The organism is Marisediminitalea sp. (assembly GCF_984433645.1).
Genome location: NZ_CFIDRX010000032.1, coordinates 1 through 20,006 on the forward strand (window position 1 = coordinate 1; position 20,006 = coordinate 20,006).

Consider the following 20,006-nt stretch of genomic DNA (forward strand, 5'->3'; position numbering starts at 1 on the left):
AATGTTCACGGCTATCTGGGGTTTATGTATGTTGCGCCTGCATACCGCGGAATGGGGTTGAATAAGCAGATTATCGACACGCTAATGGCGTGGGCAGAATCAAAGCAGGTGTTTGATTTTTATATGGATGTCTATGCCGACAACCGCGCCGCAATCAATGCATATGAAAAAGTGGGTTTTCAGCCTTCTATGCTGGAAATGAAGCTGCAACGCCCTGGTACTAAAGCCGAATGACGGTGTTTGAACAGTTTATCGAAGCGATGAAGTGGTTCGCAATGTTAGGCATCTTTGCCTGTGTTAACACTGCCAATGCCTGCATGATACCTGAACATGGTGCGCAGTATGACCGTCAAGTTAAGATCTCAAAAGAAACCGGAAAGCATGAGTACAGCTTTACTCTGCCAGCGTCATTGTCGGGGTTAACCCGTCTTGAGGTAACGCTGGCCTATACCCGCAAGCTTGAGGGTGGGTTCAAACTCAGTGAAGTGTCAATTCCGCTGGATTATACCGTTACTGACGATATGGCTGTGGGGGCCTTTGTTGCTGCTCCCCAAACGGGGTTAATGCCTTACTTGCATGTCATGTGGTGGCCAGACAGAGGCGGGTTGTGTGGAATCCGCGCGCAAAGCGAATTGTTAAGTAGCGCGAACAGCTAGCCCGTGATTGTAAACGTAAACTCGTTTCGTTTGGTTTGTTCAAAAGAACACATTGGTATAGTGTGTCAAAATACGACTCGACCCCAAACACTAACACAACAAAAGTATGCGTAAATTGATCACATTGTTAAGTAAAAAGTGCTTTTCCTGGATTTATGCACATCGTGCATTCAGGCATTGTGATGCCTATGCGTTGCCGCGAGTGTCAATGTGGATGTCAGCAGTGGATGCCATAGGGTTTTGTTTACTGAGTGCAGTGCTTACGTTCCCAGTATGGGTGGCCGCTTATTTACTGGAGGCTTCATCATTTCTCGCTTTCACCGTGGCTTTTGTGACCTTGGGAGTTGCAGTAGCAGAGCGGCAACACAAAGTGGTTGCAGTGTTACTCGCCGAGTTGGTCGTAGATATCGCGCTTATCCAGCTCAACGTTTACAGCGTTGGTTTTATGGTTTCAACGGCGTTTGTACTTACGTTTTACCGGGTTGGCAAACTGGTCTACGGATTCTTTTTTCAATGTGTGGATTACCGACTCTCCGTTACTTTGTCCTGCAAGAACTGCGGTACCTGCATATATCATCGGGCCTTCCCAAATCAGGAGCGCTGAGTTAGTCTGCATTTCGTAGCAACGTAAAACGACGTTGCAATTTTCACATACCAGGGACGGACATTTCATCAATGACAGCAGTTGTTGCATTACGGCTAATTGGTTTTATTGTTTGTGCATTGTTTATTTTGGGCGGCAGTATTAATCGTGGCTGGTCAGGGTTTTTCTGGGCAATTCCGTTTGCTTTAGGGCTGTTGGTTATCATCTGGCCCTGGTCAATGACTTATAAAGCCCTTGCGGTACTGTCTGTCGCTATTCCTTGTAGCGTGCTTGCCTGGGACAAGTCCAACAATTGCTTGCTGTATCCCTATTTAAGCGAGCAGGCTACATTTCAGGTTACGTGGGGCTTAACCAGTCATGGTGATGTGTCTGATCTTATCTCGCCGGATCTGATCCATATATACACCAGTGAGAAACGGCATGGTGTGATGTACCAGCAACAATTTACTGCGCTGACCGAGCCGTTGACTCTCACACTGCAACAGGTTGATGTTTCAAACGCGGATTTTGGTGAACAGCGAATTGCTATTTTTTATGACGATGCCGGTCACTTGTATGTTGTGTATGAAGATTCACTGTTGCGCGGTGTAGCGCAGGGAACGGTAGTAAGTAACGCGCTAAATGGCGTGACAAGCTTACAATCTACCTGGACCCGGTATTTGGATTTGCTCATGATGTGGCCAATGTTACCGGTGATACTCTTTTCGCGAGGCTAAACAAAGGAAATACAAAAATGACTGTGATGAGGGCGATAGGGCTGATCCTGGGACTATTGATGCTAATCAGCCAGGTGCATGCCGTTTATTCAGGTACGTTTTCCTGGGTCCAGGGTGTGATATGTGTATCGGTAGGCGTAATTTTTGTGAGTTATGGCCTTACAGGGCGTGATTACCTGAGGCGTTTGTCTGTGACTTCGCCTGACAATAACCGCAACCCTGAGTAGAGTAAAGTGGCAGTGCTATATGGGATATAACCCTGCCACTCAGAACGCATGTCAGTATATTAACGGTCAATGGATGCTTTTCATCATTTGACCGGTTTACGCATTTTCGATCAGGCTGTTAACGGCACCACATCGCATTCTTCAGCAACGTGCTCGTTGATGACTACGATTTCCGCTTTTTTGAAGAAGTTAAAATCAGTTGCCGTAGCAGACGTGTAAGCGCCCATCATGCGGCCGACAATCAACGCACCACAATCCAACTCAGGTAACATGATGTCATCTTCAATAACATCGACGCTGTCACATGTCGGGCCTGCCAGCACACTCGGGCTGCGTTCACCAAAAAAGTCCAGACTGTCGATAGGGTAGTGGTTGTAGTCGAAAATACGGCCGCTGTAAGAGCCGTAAACGCCATCGTCCAGATAATACCACCAACGGCCATCACGCATTGCTTTGCCCATTACACTCGATACCGCTGTCATAGCCGGTGCAGCAATGAATCTGCCCGGTTCTGCCACCAGACGAGTACCGGCTGGCAATGTTGCTAATGCAGCGCGTATCGGCGCACAAAACGTGTCGATAGGCTGTACCTGGTCGATATAATCCACCGGGAAACCACCGCCAATGTCCACCACTTCTAACGCAGGTAAGCCTTCAGCGCGGGCCTGTTGTATTAGCAGGGCACAGGCTTTAATTGCTTCAACGTGCTTGGTAGGCTCCAATGCCTGTGATCCTACGTGGAACGACACACCTTTTACGCGGATCCCCAGGTCAGCGGCTTGTTGTAACAGCGACATTGCGGCATCCGGGCTACAGCCAAACTTTTTCGACAGGTCGATTTTTGCGTCCGGACTGCGGAAACTCAGTCGTAGCAATAGATTGACTTTACCGGCATAAGGGATGAATTTTTTCAGCTCATCCGGGTTGTCGAACACAAACGTGTTGCAGCCATATTCCATAGCATAACGAATATCGCTATCGCGCTTAATTGGGTGCGTATGGATGGTGCGAATTGGGTCTACACCCGCTTCGGCAACCATGTCGACTTCACCATTGGTGGCCAGATCGAAATAAGCGCCTTCATCTCGCAGCGTAGCAATCACTGACGCATGTGGCAGTGGCTTAATTGCATAATGCAGGTCAACACCCGGTAACGCTGCCTGTAAGGCATGGTATTGGCGGCGAACAGCTTCACAATCAAGGATCAGCAGTGGCGAACCGTGCAATGCCACTAAGCGACGAATGCGCTCAGCTTCTGCCAGGTTGTCATTTCGCTCTGATACAACAGGCGTCGCAGGTACAATTTCAAGATATTCTGGGGCCATTAGGGTCCTCTTAGCGCTACATAACATAGCTTGTGTATTCGACGAGTACTGCATTATTCGTTAATACAGCCGGTTTCATTCTGAATAGTTACTCGCCGGCGCTCGAGGGGAGCCCAGACACTGATTGGCTATCAGCAAGTTGCGCGCATATTAGGCTAAATCCAATTCCGCGCAAGCAATTTTTAAGTAATTCTGAATCAGATTTTTTGTCTTCAGCGCAAAAATTTTTTGCCAACCAAAAGGCGAGTTCGCTTGCTGTATTTTGCTGCAGTAAACCCCGACGTTTGACCAGCTTTTTGCCCTGCGATTGTGTGTTAATTTGAGTGTATTAATTTTCAGCAAGGATTCGGATGAATATCATGTATCAGGAACATATCTCGACGCTTAAAGCACTCGCGAGCGGCATTGATCCCATCACCGGCGAGCCGTATGAACCCAGCTCAACCTACAATCAGCCGCAGGTGATCCGTGCTTTGTTTTATGCCCTGGAGCGAATATCGAGCGTCGAGCATAGTTTGCCCAGGCCTAAAATGACATTGGAAGAAAAGCAACAGGCAAATCTTGATAAAGGCGTACCACTCAATGCAGGCCTTCCATGGACAGACGAAACACGAGAAGAAGTAGCTAAACGCTTTTCCAACAATGAGACTATCGGTGACATTGCTAAAGCGCTCGGGCGCACTCATTCTGCTATTCGGTCGGAGTTGATTCGCCAGGGGTTAATCGAATAACCCTCATAGACTGGCATTTTTATCTGCTGTGAAGTTTGCCTATCTTCGCTACCACAATGATATGATTTGAGCAGACATAGATCAGAGCGGAGTTGTAAATGGATTTCAATATAGTTGTGGCCAACAAGGCTCACTTAGGTGATATATCGGATTTGTTCGATCAGTACCGGCAATTTTACGGGCAACCGAGTGACAGGGCGGCCGCTACGGAGTTTATCTCTGCGCGTATGGAGCTGGGCGATTCGACGATTTTACTCGCAGTTACCGAAACGGGTTGTGCGGCCGGGTTTGCCCAGTTATTTCCTTCGTTTAGCAGTGTTTCCATGCGCCCGATCTACATTTTAAACGATTTATTCGTCTCACTGGATTGTCGCGGTCAGGGCGTTGGCGAAGCGCTGCTCAATGAAGTGGCGGCGTTCGCATCAGAAAACCATGCTGCAATGGTAAAACTGGCTACGGCCGTCGACAATGAAACTGCACAGCGCCTTTATAAGCGGAAGGGATACAACAAAATTACCCAATTCGATCACTATACGTTGAAGTGCTAACGTGTGTGCCGGTGCCTGAGCTTGTTTGAGCGCCAATTAGCTTTCTAACGCTTATAGAGCCCGGCATCCAGAACAGGCTGCACAATCGCAAAACATCACGCGAGTACGGCGTAAACACCACCAAAAGCCAGTACACCTGCCAGCACCGGTAGTCCCAGCGTTCTGGTTTTACGCCAAATCAGCACGGTTAAGAGCGTGCCGGCAACCGTTGCCAGCCAGCCTGCCATGCTGGTTTCTTTGGGGATCAGTGACACGCCGAGCATCGCAGCAATCATCAGTGGTCCCAATACACCTATCCAGGTAGGCAACTGCGCTTCTGTATTGTTGGCTTTGTGTTTGTTGAAATGCCGCTGCGTCCACATAAGTGGTAACGCCCGCATAGCAAACGTCCCCAAGGCGGCAACAATGATGGCAATCCATATGTCAGTTTGCATGTTCTTGCTCCGGTTTATTGTGGGGTCTGTTAAGCAAATAGAAAGTCATGCCGCCCGATAGGGCAGCCAGGGGAATCGCCGCATGTTGAAAAGCGGTCATGGCAAGCAACATGGCCGATACCATTGTAACGCTCAGGGTATAAAACCACTGTTTGTCTGAAAATCGCGGTGCCAATAACACAATAAACAAAGCGGGCAGCGCAAAGGGCATAACGGCATCCATTAATGGCCATTGTTGGGTTAGCGTATCGCCTGTAATGGCGCCAAGCGTGGTACCCAGCACCCAGCTAGCCCAGGCAAGCAGAGACGCTGCTGTGTACCAGCTTACTTTGTCCTCGTCGTTCAATTCGGCTAATCGCGTGTGTGCCAGAGCGAAAATCTGATCCGTGAGTCCGTGCATTAACCACGGCCATGCCCGGCTTTGTGAAAGAAAAGGCACCAGATTAGGGGCATATACAACGTGGCGAACATTTACCAGCATCGTCATGCTGACGGCCAGCCACAACGGCGCACCAGACGCTACCATTGCGACCAGTAGAAATTGGGATGCGCCGGCATAAATAAACAGCGAAATCAACGTGGCTTCCAGTGCGCTGAATCCTGCCTGTGACGCAATGAGCCCAAAAGAAATAGCAACCGGAATGTAACCACCGAGTAAGGGGAGGGCGTCGAGCAGTCCGCGCTGCCACCCCCTTGATGTTTTGGCTTTCAAAGATGTAGCCATGTTAAGTGTTTCCCGTATAAACAATGGTGATCAGACACGTCGCCCAGTCTTTACCGGTTTGGTAAACGTGTGGTTTGTCGGCAGCAAATGTCACGCTTTGACCGGGCGACAAACACGTAGCTTCATCGAGTAATCCCGCTTCAAGGCTGCCGCTAATCAGAGTAATGGTTTCCTGAGTGCCGGTTGCGTGAGCCTCTGCCTGTCGATGTGTGCCCGGTGCAATCGACATCCAGTAAGCATCGACATTGGGCTTATCTTTGCCCTGATCGATCAGTTTTACCTCAACACCGGCTTCGCCAACGCTGCCGCTCAATGGATGAACCAGAGCCCCGAAAGGCACATTTAGCTGCATAGCCAGTCGCCAGATTGTGTCCAGCGTGGGATTGCCATTCCCTTGTTCTAATCTCGATAAATTGGATTTGGCAATCCCGGCACCTGCGGCCAATTGCGACAAAGACAGCCCCTTGGCTTGTCGCATTGCCTGCAGGTGGCGACCGAGCGTGTTTAATGTTGATTGGTCCATAGCATCACTTTGCTGTTCTATATATCGAACGTTCTATATAAGGAACGCCATAAAGTCAACAATTAACTTATCAGTCACATGGGTTATGCGTTAAAGCGTAGTAATTTAGCGGGATTCGTTTTAGCATGAGAAACAATGATTAAGGTGATATTACCGCCTAACAGGAATCGAATATGAAAATTTGGGTGGATGCCGATGCGTGTCCGGTCGTGATTAAAGAAATGCTGTTCAGGGCGGCGAATCGAACACAAACGCACGTATGTTTAGTGGCTAACCAGTATGTGAAAACACCGCCTTCGAAGTACGTAAGTAGTGTGCAGGTTGAGAAGGGATTCGACGTAGCCGACAACGAAATTGTTCAGCGCTGTGAAGCCGGGGATCTGGTTATTACCAGTGATATTCCACTGGCCGATGAAGTGATTACAAAAGGCGCGCTGGCACTAAACGCGCGTGGTGAAATGTACACGAAGGAAAACATTAAATCGCGACTGAATATGCGTGATTTTATGGACACACTGCGCAGCAGTGGTGTGCAAACTAAGGGGCCGCCGCCGTTGGGCTCAAGTGAAAAGCAAGCGTTCGGCAATGCGCTCGACCGCTGGTTAATGGAAAAACAGCGTAAATCTGCGCAATAAAAAGGGACTATCATGCCAATTAAAAAATGGTTAAAACAATACGCCGTGGCACTGCCGCTACTGTTCACGTTATTTACCTTCACACAGTACATCAAAGGCCATAGCCTGAACGATGCGATGATGTTTGCCATTACCTGGGCATGTATTACGCTGGCGATTTTTGCCGTTACCCGTGCTTACAATTTCAAACGCAATGTGTATTGCCAGCTGTGTAACGATTTGCCGGAAAAGCCTGCGGATGAAAAGTGAGTCAACACTGGAGCTGGTTGCGCCGCACGCCCGGTTTGAGTCGAGTTACAAAGGTTACATCGAGGAGTTGGGCGACGAAGAACGTTACCCTTTTCCTATGGACTTTCCTCACCACGATTTTCCTGCATTGTTAACAAAGCTGAAAAGCTTCGAGTTGGGAATCGACTTGCCTGAGGGGTTTATTGCCAGTTCAACCTATTGGCTGGTTGAAGGCGATTCACTGCTCGGTGTTTCAAACTTGAGACATGAACTGACACCAGCGCTACGTCATGCTGGTGGACATATCGGGCTGGGAATTCGTCCCTCTTTCCGACGCAAAGGGCTGGGTAAATGGTTGCTCGCCAACACACTGGTTAAAGCCCGAGAGCGGGGCATTACCGATGTTCACGTGCATTGCTACAAAGGCAATGGACCATCCGCTGGTATGATCACGGCCAATGGCGGCGTGTTGCACAGCGAATTGCAAGACGGCAATGCCATTGTCCAGCGCTTTGTCATTGCCAATTAAATGCGTAAAAAAGCCGCGCGATTGCGCGGCAAAGGTTGGTTGCACCTATGAAGAAATGGGTTACTGCGGCATACCTGATACATCATCCGCTTCTGGCACTTCACCTCGGCGCTCTCCGCGGTCCGGGCGATCACCTCGTTTCCCTTTTTTGTGGTCGCGGTGCTTTCCGCCTTTGCGGTCGTCGCGCTGATGACGCATGATTTTTTCCAACATCGCCGTTTTCTGTTCATCGGTGAAAACAGCCCAGAATTCGTCTTTTAACGCTTTTTGTTTTTCACGTAACGCTTGCAGTTGCTCTTTTTGAGCGTCAGTGAGTTCCATATCACCCAGTGCACGGTGCAACTGAGGTGGCATGAGTGGCGGTTCTTTGCCTTCTTTGGCGTTGTTCGCCAGGGCAACACCGCTTACGCCTGCGCCAATGATAAATACGGCAAACGTTGCCAGGCCAAGTTGTTTTAGTGAACGTTTCATCATGTTCTCCTGTTAATGGTGTTCCCTCTTAATGAGGACGATTACAAGATTAACGGATTAAATGCCAAGGAACGTTAAGAAGTGCAAATGTGGTGTGAACCTATGAAAAGTCAGGCATTATTACCCTGTATTAACTAATGTAGCAGTACCATGACAATCTTACTCATCGAAGACGACAAAGGCCTGGCGGAACTATTAAGCGAATTTTTGAGCTTGTCGGGTTATGACGTAGTACACCGGGCCGACGGTGAATCTGGCCTGGCGGCAGCGCTGTCGTTGCCAGATATTGAACTGGTGTTGTTAGATGTTATGTTGCCGAAACTCAACGGCCTGGACGTGCTGAAAAGCCTGCGTCAGCAAAGTGAATTGCCGGTATTAATGCTGACAGCCCGAGGGGATGATCTCGATAAAGTACTGGGTCTGGAACTGGGCGCCGACGATTATCTAGCAAAGCCATTCAATGATCGCGAACTGCTGGCTCGTATTCGTGCTATTACCCGCCGAACCAGAGACAAAGCGTCAGATTCTCCGGCGTTATCAAATCAACTCTCGCTGGGAGACTTAACCCTCGATCTGAGCAAAATGGAAGTGCAGTGCAAAGGCGAAGTGCTGGAGCTTACCGGCAGTGAGTATGCGCTACTTAAACTCTGTTGCCAGTCGCCGGGCGAACTGATCAGCAAAGAGACGTTATCGGAACAATGCCTGGGCCGCAAGCTGCAGGCGTTCGACCGCAGTATTGATACGCATGTGAGTAATTTGCGCAAGAAATTACAGGCGGTTGGTTCTGCGTGTGAAATCAAAAGCCAGCGAGGCCGTGGTTACGGAGTATTCGCAGGGTGATTAATCCTATTCGTAGTTTTAATGTGAAAGTGCTTGGGTGGTTCTGGCTGACCCTATTGGTGTGCCTGCTGTCGATAGCCATACCCGCTTTCATATTACAGCAGTTAGATGATGACGATCATTTAAACAGTAAAGAGCGTCGTCTGTTGACCTCTGTGGCTGAAAGGGTAGATAAACATTTGTCCCGTCATCAGGATCCTGAGCGCTTAAATACCAGAAGACTGAATCTGCTGGACCGCAACTTTCCTTATCAGATGATGATTGTAGACAATGATCTGAAATTGGTAATGGCCAGTTCACCGGTACGCGAACACCTGTTGGAGCGCTTTGAAAGCAAGCGGTTCTGGTATTTTATGCAGAGCGACCATCCGCGTCACATTAATCTGGAGTGGACGAAGCTGATAGGCCCTGTGACATTAACCAGCAATGCTGATTGGAAGTTAATTCTGTGGCGACCAGAGCGTCCCCGCCCATCAGATTTATTCCGCATGTTTCCGGTTTGGGGCATGCTGGCAGTGTTTCTGGTTGTTACCAGTGTGATGAGTTGGTTGTTAGTGCGCTCTATCGCCAGACCTTTAACCCGGCTCGGTCAGGCATTCAATGCCGTGGGGCAGGGGCAACTTCAGCATAAAATTGACACAGAATCGCCTGCCAGTCCTGATCGTCAGTACGCCGCCAATACGCAGTTTGCCAGGTTGTTTGCGCAGTTTAATGACATGACGGCACGCATTGCCGCACTGATCCAAAACCAAAAGCGCCAAAGCGCCGATATATCTCACGAGTTGCGCACACCGCTCACCCGGTTACAGATGACGCTGGCCTTGTTGAGGAAAAAGAGTACCGATACCAGCATTGCGCCTTTGTTGGAGCGTGCTGAAAAAGAAAGTGAACTGCTGAACCTGCATATTCAGCGGCTATCCGATTTAACCACAATGGAAGCCAGAGCTATTCAACAAGGACGTCAGCGTTTTACGTTGGAAGCTTTACTTACCGATTTGTGTGAAGACGCAGCATTTGAAGCTAAAGCGTCGAACATTGCCTGGCATCACACATTGATAGATGCGTCTATTGACGTGTATGAGGAGCCCATGCTTACCGCTATAGAGAACGTGGTGCGCAACGCGTTTAAATATGCAAACTCCTCGGTGTCTCTCACCTGTGAGCGTACTGACCAACGGGTTGTTATTCGCATTAGTGATGACGGACCGGGGGTTGAGAGCGACGAACTGGCCTGTCTGACAAAAGCGTTTTACCGTACCGACAGCGCAAGGCAGGGTGAAACCGGCGGACTCGGTTTAGGACTAGCCATTGCGGCAGAAGCGGTAAGATTAAACAACGGCACAATCCAATTTGCCCTGAACGCGCCGAATGGATTAGTGGTAAGTTTGTCTTTCCCTGTAGTATAAGTTGCTCCCCATTCTCAGAATGGGGAAGCGCATACCTAAAATACTAATACCCATACCGATTTACAAAAAACACCCGGTCCTGTTCCGTGGCTGTCTCGTTGCATTCGCCAATGAGGTTTAATCGGCCTTCGGTTTGGTAGGTGTCGATTTCGGTGTAACCTTCACGGCAGTAACCGGTTTCGCTGAGTTTGGCTTCCAGATGTTCATAGAGCTTGCTAGTGGGGTCTGTATGCGGACCTTTACCGTCTGGCGGTGTTTTACCCATTTTGGGCATTGGCCCACCATTGAGTTTGACCCGGCTGTCCTTGCCCTTGTTTCCTGCCATAACCGCTATGCTAAAACTGAATCGTTTAGCGCCCTCCACAGAAATATTGGTATGAAAGTAGTCGGGGGGCGTTACAGGCCGCTCAGGCTGGCTGGCGCAACTGGTGACAATCAATGTTGATGTGATGGCCGATAGTAAAATGCGAAATGGGCTCATGGTGCATATCCTCTGTTAAGTTATGCACTTTGGAGTGACTGCAGAGGGAAGGGTTGCGTCAACAGACGTAATAGTTGGGTAAAGAACAGCATTGTTCTTTACCCTCGAAATTACTTACCGTCAATGTAGAATTTGTCGTGGAATGTGTAAGCCAGACCCGGAAAATAAATGATCAGGATGGTCATGGTCATGCCGTTAAGCATGCCTTCCGGAAATAAAAGCAGCGGGATCAAAATAAGGTAGCTGTCTTTGACTGTACTCCAGGTGTATACGTCATCCATAACATAATATCCACTCATCAGAGCAATCTTTAGCGCGATTGCCAATGCCCCGGGCAGAAAGGCACACATAAAAATGTAGATAAACAGATTGCGCGGCAATTTGTGGAATGCCAGCATAAAAATCAGGTAACCAAAGGCGATAGGCGCAGCGACGCCCAGCAAACCATTTACGCCCAGCATTGCCCAGCTTTCCTTGCCAACAATGGTCACGCCCAGCAGTGCCAGTGTGGCGGCAATAATGGAAAACCGGAAGCCCAGAATTAAGGCTAGGGCTACCAGCCACATGAAGTGAACACTGGGGCTCGGGCCTCCGGGCACACTGGCGCGAAACACCCACAGGAAAAATACCGCGGCAGCACAGCCAAATAACATGTGCTGCTTCTGTTTATTGGCGACCAGTGCTTGCCAGTCAATGTGCCTGACTATGTAAGCCAGCAACAGCACAAAACCGACTAACCCCACTAATTGAAGTGTGGTCATGGTTTAACCCTTGTACGTCGCCCAGATAGGGGCGTGATCCGAAGGTTTCTCAATACCGCGTAATTCATAATCGATGCCGGTTTCTGCCAGTTTATTATGCATACTCTGTGTGCCCAGAATCAGATCGATACGCAGTCCGCGGTTATCGTTAAAGCCCTTTGAGCGGTAATCAAACCAGCTGAATTGCTCATTGCAATCCGGGTTTTGTGCACGGAAACTGTCGTGTAAACCCCAGTCCAGCAGCGTGTTTAACCATTCGCGCTCTTCTGGCAGGAAGCTGCACTTGCCGGTACGTAGCCAGCGTTTGCGGTTGTCTTCACCAATACCAATGTCGTTGTCGGTGTGCGAGATATTCATGTCGCCCATTATGATCACATTGTCATCTGGCGTGTGATGTTCTGTTAAATATCCCATCAGGTCTTTGTAGAACTTTTGTTTGGCAGGGAATTTGGTTTCATGACTGCGATTCTCGCCTTGCGGGAAGTAGCCGTTTAAGATGGTAACCGGTTCTCCCGCGTCGTTTTCAACAGTGATCATGATCATACGACGCTGTGCATCGTCGTCATCAGTGGGAAATCCGTACTGTACGTGCTTTGGCGTTTGTTTCACCATAAAAGCGACACCATAGTGGCTTTTCTGGCCGTGGTAAAACACCTGGTAACCCATGGCCTCAATGTCTTTTACCGGAAATTGCGGGTTGTCTACTTTGATTTCTTGCAACCCAATCACGTCGGGCTGGTGTTTCTCTATCAGCGCGCTGAGTTGATGAAGGCGAGCACGGATACCATTGATATTAAAAGAAATGACTTTCATAGTTTTGCTAACTGCTGTGAATCGATATAGGCGAAGTTTATCAGAAAGCCTTTCGGGGTATAACCGCCTTTATGGCTGAAATCCGCAATTCGCCCCATTCGCGTTACTCACAACCATTATCGTCACGGAAGACAGGCAAAAAGTCACGGCTGGTGGCCTTTTCCACGATGCCGCGTGTGCTATACTGCGCGCAATTTTGACGGTGGAACACAAACGTGACTGAACAACAAAAAAGTGAGTTGCCAGCGCGCGAGCGCGCAGAGTATCTGGTTGAGAAAATCCAGGAAACCGGCCAGATTTGGGGTTTAATGGGTAAAGAAGGCTGGGTTATGGTCGAGCTGGAATTACAAACCTGTCTGCCACTGTGGCCCGATGAAGAAAGCGTAGCCAGCTGGCAGCGAAAAGACTTACCCGACAGTCAGCCCCAGGCGATTGCAATGGACGAGTTTACCAGCACCTGGTTGCCTGGTCTTAAAAAGAACAACGTGGCGCTGGTTCTGTTTCCGGCAGGTACTTTGCGCGAGGGTATTGTAACGGGGCCGGATGAGCTGCGTGAACAACTCGATGACGAATAAATCGCTACCGCTTGCCCAGCAACTCGCTCTCGCCAAAGGGTGGGACAATATGTTGCGGCAGCTTATGTTAGCCGGAAAGCTGTTGGCTGTTCTGCCCGTTGAAAGGCGTAACGATGACAACGAGGTGAAGGGGTGTCAGAGCCGGGTTTGGCTGACGTTGTCTGACGATACCTTGCCAACGTGTTCCATGTTGGCGTGGTCAGACAGCAAAATCATTCGCGGCGTGTTGGCGATCATCCAGGAAAAGGTGAATACGCTGTCACCTGACGACCTGCGCCAGTTTGATTTTCATGCTTATTTTTCTGCTATCGGGCTGGATCGTTATTTGAGTCAATCTCGAGCAAACGGCATTAAAGACGTGGTGGCGCGTATTCAGTCTTAGGGCTTGTGCGGGTCACAAGCGGTTCTTCGCTTCGATCCACTGCGACATAAACTGCGTGCTTCGCAAACTGTGGTGCCAGACCATGCCTTGTTGCAGCAGTGGCGCGCGATAGGCTGCGATATCGTTACAAGCCAGTTCTATTTGCGCAAACAGCGCAGTATTGCCATTAATTACTGACGTTTTGTAGTCACTGAAAAGCGCCGGGCACCGGTTGCTTGCCTGCTGCCAGCGCGATTCATTGGTGTACAATTCCACAGCGGCCCGAACAAAAGCACCGTACTCTGATTCCACTGCGCCTGGCCAGTTTTCATGTGTGGCAATGCCTTCAGCACCAATTGGCGTTGTTACCGACGGCGTTTGATGCAATAAAGCCGTCAACAGTTTGCCTTTCACGCCTGCACCAAAACGCAACGGGGCTATACAAACTCTGCTTTGCGCCATAACCAGATCGACATCATTAACCCAGCCTTTTACCAGAAAGCCCGACTTGGGATTGTGCAGCGCCGTGGCTTTTTTAGGGGGGTAGGCGCCATAAATGTGCAGCTCGGCATGGGGTAATTGCTTACGGATAGCGGGCCAGATATGTTGATGCAGCTGCAGTACGCTGTCCCAATTCGGGGCATGCCGGAAATTGCCGACCGTCATGAAGTGTTGGCGCTGCGCAAAATCCAACTTCACTGATTCTTTATTATCTTTATTAACTGGCGGCTGAAGCGGTAGCAAAATAAGTTGCTGTGCGGGCACCTGATAGGTGTTTACCAGTAACGCATATTCATAGGAAGAAATGACAAGGCTAATATCGCTGCGCAGTATTGCCGCGATCTCCCGATGTGCCAGCGCATTGTTCAGTTCGACGTTATCTGCAGAGCCTGTGCGCTTTACCGCATCGTGGCGGGCATAGCGTAAACTGTGCAGATCTTCGGTGTTTAGCAGGTGCAACGCCTGAGGGCAGTGCTTGCGCACACGCCAGGAGAATTGTTCTTCCGTCATGTACCGGTCGAACACCACAACGTCGGGTTGCAGTACACTTATCATGTCATCAAACGCGTTGTCGTTAATGCTAATAGGAACATTGGTAACGTCGTATTCGCTTACATCATCGGCGTGCAGGCTGTCGGCGGCGGCTGAGGCAAATACGATAGAAAAATTGTGCTGATGAAAAGCCCGCAACAACCCGGACATATTCTGTCCCGCTGCAGAAGAGTTCGACTCTGGCCATACTGCACCAATGACCAATACGGTTTTTGCCATGTTTTTTAACGTTTGCCTGCTTACAGAGGCGGCAAGTGTAGCACGCTCCGCATGCATATAATAAGCGTGCCAGTCGATTGTGACTGAATCGATTTACTGGGTTTGACAAAAGGGCTATGGCATAGTGGTCATTGCATCAAATGACCTCGGGGTATGAGTGAAAAGTCGCGTACATTGGATCTACGGCAGTGGCCTGATTGGCAGTTACCTTGGCGGAGTGTTGAGTCAACGTCATGAGGTGGCGTTTGTGGGGCGACCTTTGTGGAATGAACGCCTTATCAATGGTTTCACCCTTGCAGACTATACCGGAGCCAAAGCTTCTTTTCGGGCGACGCCCGCACAGATCCATACGCATTTACCGGAGCAGCTCGAAAACGCGGTTATTTGGCTAACGGTCAAGTGTACGGCACTGAACGAAGTACTGGCAGAATTGCAGAGCAAACTTGGCAATGGCTGCACGCTGATTTGTTGTCAGAATGGCATAGGTAGCGTAGAAAGCGTCAAGGCACACCTTCCGCACTGTACCGTAATACAAGGCATTGTGGGGTTTAATGTGGTGTGGAATAGTGAGTGTTCTGAACTTCGCCGCTCCACAGAAGGTGTGTTGGCTCTGGAAACAGGTTCAACTGACAACTTGCAACCCGGTTGGCTCAGTTGTGATCGTACGACCCTGTTACCTGTTTTCTGGCCACAAGATATGGAGGCTTATTGCTGGGCGAAGCTCCAACTCAACCTGGCTAATGCCGTTAATGCTCTGGCTGATGTTCCCATCAGGGATATGCTTCAAAATAGGCATTACCGATCAATTATCGCTACACTAATGGATGAGCTGTTATTGGTGGCGAAAACACAACAGCTAAAGCTGCCGCAGCTTACGAAAGTCCCAGCTCACTGGATACCACGTTTATTGCGGTTGCCGAACTGGCTGTTTCGCCGTATTGCCTCAAAAATGCTGGATATTGATCCGACAGCTCGTTCCTCAATGTGGTGGGATCTGCAGGCAGGAAAAACCACAGAAGTTCAGTATTTGAACGGCGCTGTTGCGCAAATTGGCAAGCAATTGAGTGTGCCTTGTCCGGCCAATGACACAATTACACAGTGGGTACAAGACATAGCAGCCAAATGCCCAAAAGCAGGCAATTCAACTCAGATATCCCCTAAGCAACTGAAAACCGCCATTTTAGGCTAATTTTTCGGCGTAAATATTGGCGTAGCTTGTGAAATTGGACTATATCCATACAATGGCGTCGTTTCTGCTACACGTCATGTTTGACTTCACAAATTCGAATTAGGGATTCGTATGAAAAGTGTCAGTGAATTAGCTAGTCAGGCAAGTGAAATCTTTGTTTTGCCCGATGCTGTGACACGCTTAAAAGCTTGTATGGATGACAGCGCCGCCAGCATAGACGATATTGGTGAAATCATTGCCTTCGATCCGGGTTTAACTGCGCAACTGTTAAAAGTGGCTAATAGTGCGTTGTATAAATTCCCCAATAAAATAGAAACGATCAGTAAAGCGCTACAGGTCATAGGCACCAGAGCGGCTTATGATTTAGCGCTGGCCTACGGCATATCCCATGCGTTTAAAGACGTTGAAGCGAAAATCATCGACCTCGACCGGTTCTGGGAACAAAGCGTAAGCTGTGGGTTATTGGCTAAGTACCTGGCGGAACGAAAGCGCCACAAAGAGGCCGAAAGGCTGTTTGTAGCTGGCTTGCTACACAATATTGGTGAACTGGTCATTGTGTCAGTGTATCCGAATGAAGCACAGCGCTGTACGGCCTATAACGCCAGAGTGAAACCCGCTGAGCTACAAGCCGCTATTTGCGGATTTACTTATGCCGATTTATCGGCCGCACTGATAAAAGAGTGGGGGATACCTGAGGCCGTTTATAAGCCTCTGGAAACTATTCACAACACAACAGAGCCGGCTGAGGGGTTGGATGAACAGTTGATCCAGCTCGCGTATGTGTTAGCGCTGGACAATGTAAATCCGGAGCTTTACCCGAGCTATAACAATTTGAAGCCACATCTTCACGAAGTGCTAGGGTTCGAGCACGAAGATTTGGAAGACGCACTCGACATAACGAATTTACAGTGTTTGAGTGTGATCAGCCTGTTTAACCCAGGCGCATTTATGCTTTATTAGACTGGGCAGAGGGCGTCGATGACGCGCTCTCGTCGTATTTTATCTAAGGGCTAAAACAGCGCCCAAGCGGTGGTGCATATCAATCACTGCTATCAACCTTCAGTACATTTCACAAATTATTCACGCGTAATTAATGCGGTAAAATATTTGTTAAAAAATTTTACTTCCCCAATTTTATGTAATATTCTTTGTAAGCGCTTACATGTATTTCTTCTTGCTCGTGTAAGCGCTTACAGGGTCATGGCGGTTTTTACCGTTTCTGTATTTACAAAAAATTCCGTTTCTATCGGGGCTGAATAATGAAAAACACAACCACGCAACTCTCCCGCTTATTTGTTGCTGTAACAGCGGCAACCATGATGGGATGCGGCGGAAGCGCCAAAACTGAGTCAGATTTTACTGTTGTTGATCCATCCGAGCCGGTGAGTGATTGGCAGTTAGTCTGGAGTGATGAATTTGATGGCAATGCTATCGACACCAACAAGTGGACTCACGAAGTCAACTGCGCAGGCGGTGGTAACAACGAACAACAATGTTACACCGACGATCCTGCAAACTCATTCCTTGCTGACGGCATGCTGCACATTGTGGCGCTGCCTGCAGAAGAAGGCGCCGAGAAAGCCTATACCTCTGCCAGATTAAATACCCGCTATAAAGGCGACTTCAAATATGGCCGCTTTGAAATGCGTGCCAAACCGCCATCAGGGCAGGGTAGCTGGCCTGCATTCTGGATGCTTCCTACCGACTATGTGTATGGCGGTTGGCCGAAGTCGGGCGAAATCGACATTATGGAAGCGGTAAACCTGAAAGTGGCCGATGCCGACGGCAATGTTGAGTCGAATATTTACGGAACATTGCACTACGGTCGCGAATGGCCAAACAATGTGAATTCAGGCAAAGCGTATGCTTTACCTGACGGTGTAAACCCTGCTGACGATTTCCACACCTATGCCATTGAGTGGCAGGAAGGCGAAATTCGCTGGTATATGGACGGCTATCTGTATGCCACACAACGTCAGTCACAAGTTCGTTATGATTCAAAAGGGCAGGCTGTGGGCTTGAGCCATCGCGGCTGGTTCGCAGAATATTACGATCAAATTACGGGCGAATTATCCACTTATTGGAACACTGCGCCATTCGACCAGGAGTTCCATTTGTTACTTAACCTGGCTGTGGGCGGTGACTGGCCGGAAAACGTAAACAATCTGGGTATTGATGCCGATGCGTTTGCCAATGGTCAGGAATACGTAATTGATTACGTGCGTGTCTATGAATGTGCCTCTGATCCGGACACTGGCCGCGGTTGTGAAACTGTCCGTCCAGGCTATGAAAGCCTGGATGACGCTTTGGTTGAAGGTGAAGCACCCATTCCCTCTCCACCCTCTTCTGGTGTGGTACAAAACCTGACAATTTTTGATGATGAACCCAATCCAAACTGGCCTGCATGGGATTGCTGTGGCGGCTCAACGCCTATGGTAGTCGACGACCCTGACATGGGCGCAGTGACCGAGTTTTACGTTGGCGCTCAGCCTACGGTAAACGGTTTTATCAGCCGTGGTGAATTTATCACTGACGAAAACGGGCAGGCTTCACCTTTTGATGGCTCAGGGATGCTGGAAAGCGGTGTGATTTCATTTGATATGAAAATTGTTTCTGCACCGAGCAATCCAGACTCAGTGTGGATGTTCAAAGTTGAAAGTAACAACGCTTCCAGCGCCGTAGAAATTGAACTGGCGGCGAACCGTGATGGTGTTGTGCCGCAAACGGGCGAGTGGCAAACCTATGTGTTTACCCTTCAATCACTGGCAGATGCAGGTCTTGATGTGTCGGCCATTGACGTGTTGATGATTTTCCCTGCCTGGGGTACCGGTGAAGGTGCTGTGTATCAAATGGACAATGTGAAAATTACCGCGCCAAGTCCGGAAGTGGTGTTCTTTGACGACGGCGAAAACCCGAATTGGGTAATGTGGGACTGCTGCGGTGGCTCAATGCCAACGGAAGAACTGGATGACGATGAGCACGGCCTGGTTGCACAATTCAGCATTGGTGCGTCACCCACTGTAATGGGCTTTATTACTCGCGGTGCAAACGGCGGTGGCGATACGCCGTTCGACGCCAGCAGCATTCTGGAAACCGGTGTGTTTGAGTTTGAAATGAAAGTGGTGGATGCACCTTCAAGCCCGGATGCGTCCTGGTTAATCAAACTGGAATCAGACAACGCAGCATCTGCGGTTGAATTGCCTATTACTGAAAGCCAGCAAGGTTTAGCGCCAGTAACCGGCGAATGGCAAACCTATACCTTTAAACTGTCTGACCTGTCTGCGGCAGGCCTGGATGTCAGTGCGATTGACGTCATCATGATCTTCCCTGCCTGGGGTACCGGTGAAGGGGCAGTTTATCGCGTAGACAACGCGAAAATTTACGACCCATCTGCTGAATCTGCTAATGGCATCACGCTGTTTGCTGATGTTGCGGCAGACGGCTGGTCTATCTGGGATTGCTGTGGTGGCTCTACACCAACGGTTGAAACTGATGAAGACGACAGTAAAGGCGCTGTTGCTCAGTTCATCATTGGCGAAGCGCCAACCGTAATGGGCTTGCTTGCCGATGACGGTGTTTACTACGACGCAGCCAATTTACTGGCAACCGGTGTAGTGCGTTTTGACCTGAAAGTGGTGTCTGCACCAGCCGATCCGGATTCAGTCTGGTTATTCAAAATTGAATCAGGCGACGCTGCCACCGCCGTAGAGCTTAACTTAACTGACAGTGTAGAAGGCGCCGCGCCAGAAGTTGGCCAATGGCAAACCTACACCTTTACCTTGCAGTCGCTGTTTAACGCAGGACTGGACATCAGTGCCCTTGACGTTGTCATGGTATTCCCTGCCTGGGGTACCGGAAACGGCGCGGTGTACCGTCTGGATAACGTTGAAATTGTGGCTGAATAAGCCAGTGACGCCAGGTGCCTGCGGGCACCTGACAAGGTAAAGAATTTTTCGT

The 20,006-nt window shown here is 49.3% G+C and carries 26 protein-coding genes; 17 read left to right on the forward strand and 9 right to left on the reverse strand.

What is annotated here, in order from left to right; genetic code table 11:
• The 5 genes from AC4MRN_RS06320 to AC4MRN_RS06340 form a co-directional block, all read left to right on the forward strand.
• The coding region (locus AC4MRN_RS06320; protein WP_491202799.1) for a GNAT family N-acetyltransferase at positions 1 to 234 on the forward strand (234 nt) is incomplete at its 5' end.
• Positions 231 to 656 carry a hypothetical protein gene (locus tag AC4MRN_RS06325; protein WP_491202800.1) on the forward strand — a complete coding sequence of 142 codons (426 nt, stop codon included), beginning with the start codon at positions 231 to 233 and terminating at the stop codon, positions 654 to 656. The genes AC4MRN_RS06320 and AC4MRN_RS06325, both read left to right, overlap by 4 nt.
• A 106-nt stretch (positions 657 to 762) precedes the next feature.
• Positions 763 to 1,260, forward strand: coding sequence for a hypothetical protein (locus AC4MRN_RS06330; RefSeq protein ID WP_491202801.1), 498 nt, complete (start codon positions 763 to 765; stop codon positions 1,258 to 1,260).
• A gap of 71 nt (positions 1,261 to 1,331) precedes the next feature.
• Positions 1,332 to 1,976, forward strand: coding sequence for a hypothetical protein (locus AC4MRN_RS06335; RefSeq protein ID WP_491202802.1), 645 nt, complete (start codon positions 1,332 to 1,334; stop codon positions 1,974 to 1,976).
• A 17-nt stretch (positions 1,977 to 1,993) separates the two neighbouring features.
• Positions 1,994 to 2,203 carry a hypothetical protein gene (locus AC4MRN_RS06340; protein ID WP_255053920.1) on the forward strand — a complete coding sequence of 70 codons (210 nt, stop codon included), beginning with the start codon at positions 1,994 to 1,996 and terminating at the stop codon, positions 2,201 to 2,203.
• 110 nt (positions 2,204 to 2,313) lie between these two features.
• Here AC4MRN_RS06340 and AC4MRN_RS06345 read toward each other — a convergent pair whose 3' ends face one another.
• Entirely contained in the window at positions 2,314 to 3,528 is a 1,215-nt protein-coding gene (locus AC4MRN_RS06345; RefSeq protein ID WP_491202803.1) for a type III PLP-dependent enzyme, read from the reverse strand.
• 350 nt (positions 3,529 to 3,878) lie between these two features.
• Here AC4MRN_RS06345 and AC4MRN_RS06350 point away from each other — a divergent pair, with 350 nt between their 5' ends.
• Complete coding sequence (locus AC4MRN_RS06350; RefSeq protein ID WP_491202804.1) at positions 3,879 to 4,259, forward strand: helix-turn-helix domain-containing protein; 381 nt, start codon at positions 3,879 to 3,881, stop codon at positions 4,257 to 4,259.
• Positions 4,260 to 4,357: 98 nt separating this feature from the next.
• Positions 4,358 to 4,807, forward strand: a complete 450-nt coding sequence (locus AC4MRN_RS06355) for a GNAT family N-acetyltransferase (protein ID WP_491202805.1) — start codon at positions 4,358 to 4,360, stop codon at positions 4,805 to 4,807.
• A 95-nt stretch (positions 4,808 to 4,902) separates the two neighbouring features.
• Here AC4MRN_RS06355 and AC4MRN_RS06360 read toward each other — a convergent pair whose 3' ends face one another.
• From AC4MRN_RS06360 to AC4MRN_RS06370, 3 genes are read right to left on the reverse strand one after another with little or no spacing between them, the layout of a single operon-like run.
• Positions 4,903 to 5,241 (reverse strand): AzlD domain-containing protein, encoded by a 339-nt coding sequence (locus tag AC4MRN_RS06360; protein WP_491202806.1) that lies wholly within the window; start codon positions 5,239 to 5,241, stop codon positions 4,903 to 4,905.
• A complete protein-coding gene (locus AC4MRN_RS06365; protein ID WP_491202807.1) occupies positions 5,231 to 5,965 on the reverse strand; it encodes an AzlC family ABC transporter permease in 735 nt (244 codons plus the stop codon). Before AC4MRN_RS06365 ends, AC4MRN_RS06360 begins: the two co-directional genes overlap by 11 nt.
• Before the next feature lies 1 nt (position 5,966).
• On the reverse strand, positions 5,967 to 6,488 hold the full coding sequence (locus AC4MRN_RS06370; protein ID WP_255053334.1) for a helix-turn-helix domain-containing protein: 522 nt from the start codon (positions 6,486 to 6,488) through the stop codon (positions 5,967 to 5,969).
• 173 nt (positions 6,489 to 6,661) lie between these two features.
• On the opposite strand from AC4MRN_RS06370, the gene AC4MRN_RS06375 reads away from it, so the two are divergent.
• From AC4MRN_RS06375 to AC4MRN_RS06385, 3 genes are read left to right on the forward strand one after another with little or no spacing between them, the layout of a single operon-like run.
• Complete coding sequence (locus AC4MRN_RS06375) at positions 6,662 to 7,123, forward strand: YaiI/YqxD family protein (RefSeq protein WP_491202808.1); 462 nt, start codon at positions 6,662 to 6,664, stop codon at positions 7,121 to 7,123.
• 12 nt (positions 7,124 to 7,135) lie between these two features.
• The gene (locus tag AC4MRN_RS06380) at positions 7,136 to 7,372 is read left to right on the forward strand and encodes a hypothetical protein (RefSeq protein WP_073324794.1); all 237 of its coding nucleotides are present in this window, start codon (positions 7,136 to 7,138) and stop codon (positions 7,370 to 7,372) included.
• A complete protein-coding gene (locus AC4MRN_RS06385; RefSeq protein WP_491202809.1) occupies positions 7,362 to 7,880 on the forward strand; it encodes a GNAT family N-acetyltransferase in 519 nt (172 codons plus the stop codon). The genes AC4MRN_RS06380 and AC4MRN_RS06385 overlap by 11 nt, the downstream gene beginning before the upstream one ends.
• Before the next feature lie 60 nt (positions 7,881 to 7,940).
• On the opposite strand, the gene AC4MRN_RS06390 is transcribed toward AC4MRN_RS06385, so the two are convergent.
• Entirely contained in the window at positions 7,941 to 8,351 is a 411-nt protein-coding gene (locus AC4MRN_RS06390) for a hypothetical protein (protein WP_491202810.1), read from the reverse strand.
• 150 nt (positions 8,352 to 8,501) lie between these two features.
• Between AC4MRN_RS06390 and AC4MRN_RS06395 the strand changes: the two genes are divergently transcribed.
• Positions 8,502 to 9,191, forward strand: a complete 690-nt coding sequence (locus tag AC4MRN_RS06395) for a response regulator transcription factor (protein WP_073324791.1) — start codon at positions 8,502 to 8,504, stop codon at positions 9,189 to 9,191.
• Positions 9,188 to 10,597, forward strand: coding sequence for an ATP-binding protein (locus tag AC4MRN_RS06400; RefSeq protein WP_255053337.1), 1,410 nt, complete (start codon positions 9,188 to 9,190; stop codon positions 10,595 to 10,597). Before AC4MRN_RS06395 ends, AC4MRN_RS06400 begins: the two co-directional genes overlap by 4 nt.
• Positions 10,598 to 10,640: 43 nt before the next feature.
• Here the strand turns inward: AC4MRN_RS06400 and AC4MRN_RS06405 are convergent, their stop codons facing one another.
• The 3 genes from AC4MRN_RS06405 to xthA form a co-directional block, all read right to left on the reverse strand.
• Entirely contained in the window at positions 10,641 to 11,078 is a 438-nt protein-coding gene (locus AC4MRN_RS06405) for a hypothetical protein (protein WP_155015072.1), read from the reverse strand.
• A 110-nt stretch (positions 11,079 to 11,188) separates the two neighbouring features.
• Positions 11,189 to 11,839 (reverse strand): energy-coupling factor ABC transporter permease, encoded by a 651-nt coding sequence (locus tag AC4MRN_RS06410; protein ID WP_073324788.1) that lies wholly within the window; start codon positions 11,837 to 11,839, stop codon positions 11,189 to 11,191.
• 3 nt (positions 11,840 to 11,842) lie between these two features.
• Positions 11,843 to 12,652 carry an exodeoxyribonuclease III gene (gene xthA / locus AC4MRN_RS06415; protein ID WP_475074470.1) on the reverse strand — a complete coding sequence of 270 codons (810 nt, stop codon included), beginning with the start codon at positions 12,650 to 12,652 and terminating at the stop codon, positions 11,843 to 11,845.
• 215 nt (positions 12,653 to 12,867) lie between these two features.
• On the opposite strand from xthA, the gene AC4MRN_RS06420 reads away from it, so the two are divergent.
• Positions 12,868 to 13,227, forward strand: a complete 360-nt coding sequence (locus tag AC4MRN_RS06420) for a DUF2750 domain-containing protein (RefSeq protein WP_491202811.1) — start codon at positions 12,868 to 12,870, stop codon at positions 13,225 to 13,227.
• The gene (locus AC4MRN_RS06425; RefSeq protein ID WP_370242631.1) at positions 13,217 to 13,609 is read left to right on the forward strand and encodes a SufE family protein; all 393 of its coding nucleotides are present in this window, start codon (positions 13,217 to 13,219) and stop codon (positions 13,607 to 13,609) included. Before AC4MRN_RS06420 ends, AC4MRN_RS06425 begins: the two co-directional genes overlap by 11 nt.
• Positions 13,610 to 13,621: 12 nt before the next feature.
• Here AC4MRN_RS06425 and AC4MRN_RS06430 read toward each other — a convergent pair whose 3' ends face one another.
• On the reverse strand, positions 13,622 to 14,860 hold the full coding sequence (locus AC4MRN_RS06430) for a glycosyltransferase family 4 protein (protein WP_491202812.1): 1,239 nt from the start codon (positions 14,858 to 14,860) through the stop codon (positions 13,622 to 13,624).
• A gap of 157 nt (positions 14,861 to 15,017) precedes the next feature.
• Here AC4MRN_RS06430 and AC4MRN_RS06435 point away from each other — a divergent pair, with 157 nt between their 5' ends.
• The 3 genes from AC4MRN_RS06435 to AC4MRN_RS06445 all read left to right on the forward strand — a co-directional run bounded on the left by AC4MRN_RS06435 (position 15,018) and on the right by AC4MRN_RS06445 (position 19,954).
• The gene (locus AC4MRN_RS06435; protein ID WP_491202813.1) at positions 15,018 to 16,049 is read left to right on the forward strand and encodes a 2-dehydropantoate 2-reductase; all 1,032 of its coding nucleotides are present in this window, start codon (positions 15,018 to 15,020) and stop codon (positions 16,047 to 16,049) included.
• Positions 16,050 to 16,160: 111 nt separating this feature from the next.
• The gene (locus AC4MRN_RS06440) at positions 16,161 to 17,009 is read left to right on the forward strand and encodes an HDOD domain-containing protein (protein WP_073324783.1); all 849 of its coding nucleotides are present in this window, start codon (positions 16,161 to 16,163) and stop codon (positions 17,007 to 17,009) included.
• A gap of 299 nt (positions 17,010 to 17,308) precedes the next feature.
• Positions 17,309 to 19,954: a family 16 glycosylhydrolase gene (locus AC4MRN_RS06445; protein WP_491202814.1), complete on the forward strand. Its 2,646-nt coding sequence runs from the start codon at positions 17,309 to 17,311 to the stop codon at positions 19,952 to 19,954.
• The last annotated feature ends 52 nt before the right edge of the window (positions 19,955 to 20,006 follow it).